1 rRNA gene (only partly in view) is annotated in these 2,398 nt (G+C 51.5%); it reads right to left on the bottom strand.

Annotated features, from left to right (window positions below):
* Positions 1 to 30 precede the first annotated feature (30 nt).
* Positions 31 to 2,398: ribosomal RNA gene (locus tag DW835_RS17570) — 23S ribosomal RNA — on the bottom strand (it continues 571 nt past the right edge of the window).

Genomic DNA, 2,398 nt, shown 5'->3' with positions numbered 1-2,398 from the left:
TAACTTACATCCTTTTCCTATCCAAAACCTTTGGTCAAGCCCTCGACCGATTAGTAAATGTCAGCTGAACACATTGCTGTGCTTACACCTCATTCCTATCTACCTCGTAGTCTTCAAGGGGTCTTACTCATTTCTGAGGGATATCTCATCTTGAGGGGGGCTTCACGCTTAGATGCCTTCAGCGTTTATCCCTGCCGGACTTGGCTACTCTGCCATGGCTCTGATAGCCAACAGATACACCAGTGGTCCGTCCATCCCGGTCCTCTCGTACTAAGGACAGCTCCTCTCAAATATCCTCCGCCTGCGCCGGATAGGGACCGAACTGTCTCACGACGTTCTGAACCCAGCTCGCGTACCGCTTTAATGGGCGAACAGCCCAACCCTTGGGACCTGCTACAGCCCCAGGATGCGATGAGCCGACATCGAGGTGCCAAACCACTCCGTCGATGTGAACTCTTGGGAGTGATAAGCCTGTTATCCCCAGGGTAGCTTTTATCCGTTGAGCGATGGCAATCCCACTTTATACCACCGGATCACTAAGTCCTACTTTCGTACCTGTTCCACCCGTCGGTGTCACAGTCAAGCTCCCTTCTGCCTTTGCACTCTTCGAATGGTTTCCAACCATTCTGAGGGAACCTTTGAGCGCCTCCGATACCCTTTCGGAGGCGACCGCCCCAGTCAAACTCCCCGCCAGACATTGTCCCCCACCCAGGTCATGGGTGCAGGTTAGAAATCCAATACTGCAAGGGTGGTATCCCAACAGCGACTCACATAAAACTGGCGTTCTATGCTCAACGTCTCCCACCTATCCTGTACATACAGTATCGAATCCCAGTATCAAGCTGGAGTAAAGCTCCATGGGGTCTTTCCGTCCTGGCGCAGGTAACCAGCATCTTCACTGGTACTTCAATTTCACCGGATGCATTGTCGAGACAGTGCTCAAATCATTACGCCTTTCGTGCGGGTCGGAACTTACCCGACAAGGAATTTCGCTACCTTAGGACCGTTATAGTTACGGCCGCCGTTTACTGGGGCTTAAATTCGAAGCTTCGTTGCCTGACTTCTCCTCTTAACCTTCCAGCACCGGGCAGGCGTCAGCCCATATACCTCACCTTTCGGTTTCGCATAGACCTGTGTTTTTGCTAAACAGTTGCTTGAGCCTATTCTCTGCGGCCCTGCTTTCACAGGGCACCCCTTCTCCCGAAGTTACGGGGTCATTTTGCCGAGTTCCTTAACAATGCTTCTTCCGTCGGCCTTAGGATTCTCTCCTCATCCACCTGTGTCGGTTTACGGTACGGGTATGTGTATCACTATAGCGGCTTTTCTTGGCACATGGCTCACACGCTTCCCTACTTTGGTTCGGTCCACATTACGTCTTCGGATTGTAAGGAAGATTTGCTGTCCTTACTCCTACCCCGCTTGTACCGGTTTTCTCTTTCCCGGCTCATGCTCTCCACATGCGTCCCCACAGTTCTGGGTACACATAGTACAGGAATCTCCACCTGTTATCCATCGACTACGTCTTTCGACCTCGCCTTAGGCCCCGACTTACCCAGAGCAGATCAGCTTTACTCTGGAAACCTTGGATATTCGGCCGGAAGGATTCTCACCTTCCTCTCGCTACTCATTCCGGCATTCTCTCTTCTTAGCACTCCACTGCTCCTTACCGGTACAGCTTCGCTGCGCTAACAATGCTCCTCTACCACTCATACGAAGTATGAGTCCTAAGCTTCGGTGTCGTGTTTCAGCCCCGGACATTTTCGGCGCAGGACCTCTCGACTAGTGAGCTATTACGCACTCTTTGAATGTATGGCTGCTTCTGAGCCAACATCCTAGTTGTCTTCGAAATCCCACATCCTTTTCCACTTAACACGCACTTTGGGACCTTAGCTGTAGGTCTGGGCTCTTTCCCTTTTGACCACCCAACTTATCTCGTGCAGTCTGACTCCCGTGCATCACCTCTATGGCATTCGGAGTTTGATAATCTTCGGTAGACTTTGACGCCCCCTAGGATATTCAGTGCTCTACCTCCACAAGGTTAACACGAGGCTAGCCCTAAAGCTATTTCGAGGAGAACCAGCTATCTCCGGGTTCGATTGGAATTTCTCCCCTACCCACACCTCATCGCCACCCTTTTCAACGGATGTGCGTTCGGCCCTCCATTGCCTTTTACGGCAACTTCAGCCTGGACATGGGTAGATCACCCGGTTTCGGGTCTACGTACACTGACTTAACGCCCTGTTAAGACTTGGTATCCCTTCGGCTCCGCACCTTAAGTGCTTAACCTCGCCAGTAAACGTAACTCGCCGGACCGTTCTACAAAAAGTACGCGGTTGTACTCATATGGTACTTCCACAGTTTGTAAACACAGGGTTTCAGGTTCTCTTTCACTCCCCTC

Origin of the sequence: Clostridium sp. AM34-9AC (assembly GCF_003480225.1) — a bacterium.
GTDB classification, from domain to species: Bacteria; Bacillota; Clostridia; order Lachnospirales; family Lachnospiraceae; genus Acetatifactor; species Acetatifactor acetigignens.
Note: the sequence above shows the minus strand (reverse complement) of the source record. Positions and strands in the feature narration are given on the sequence as shown.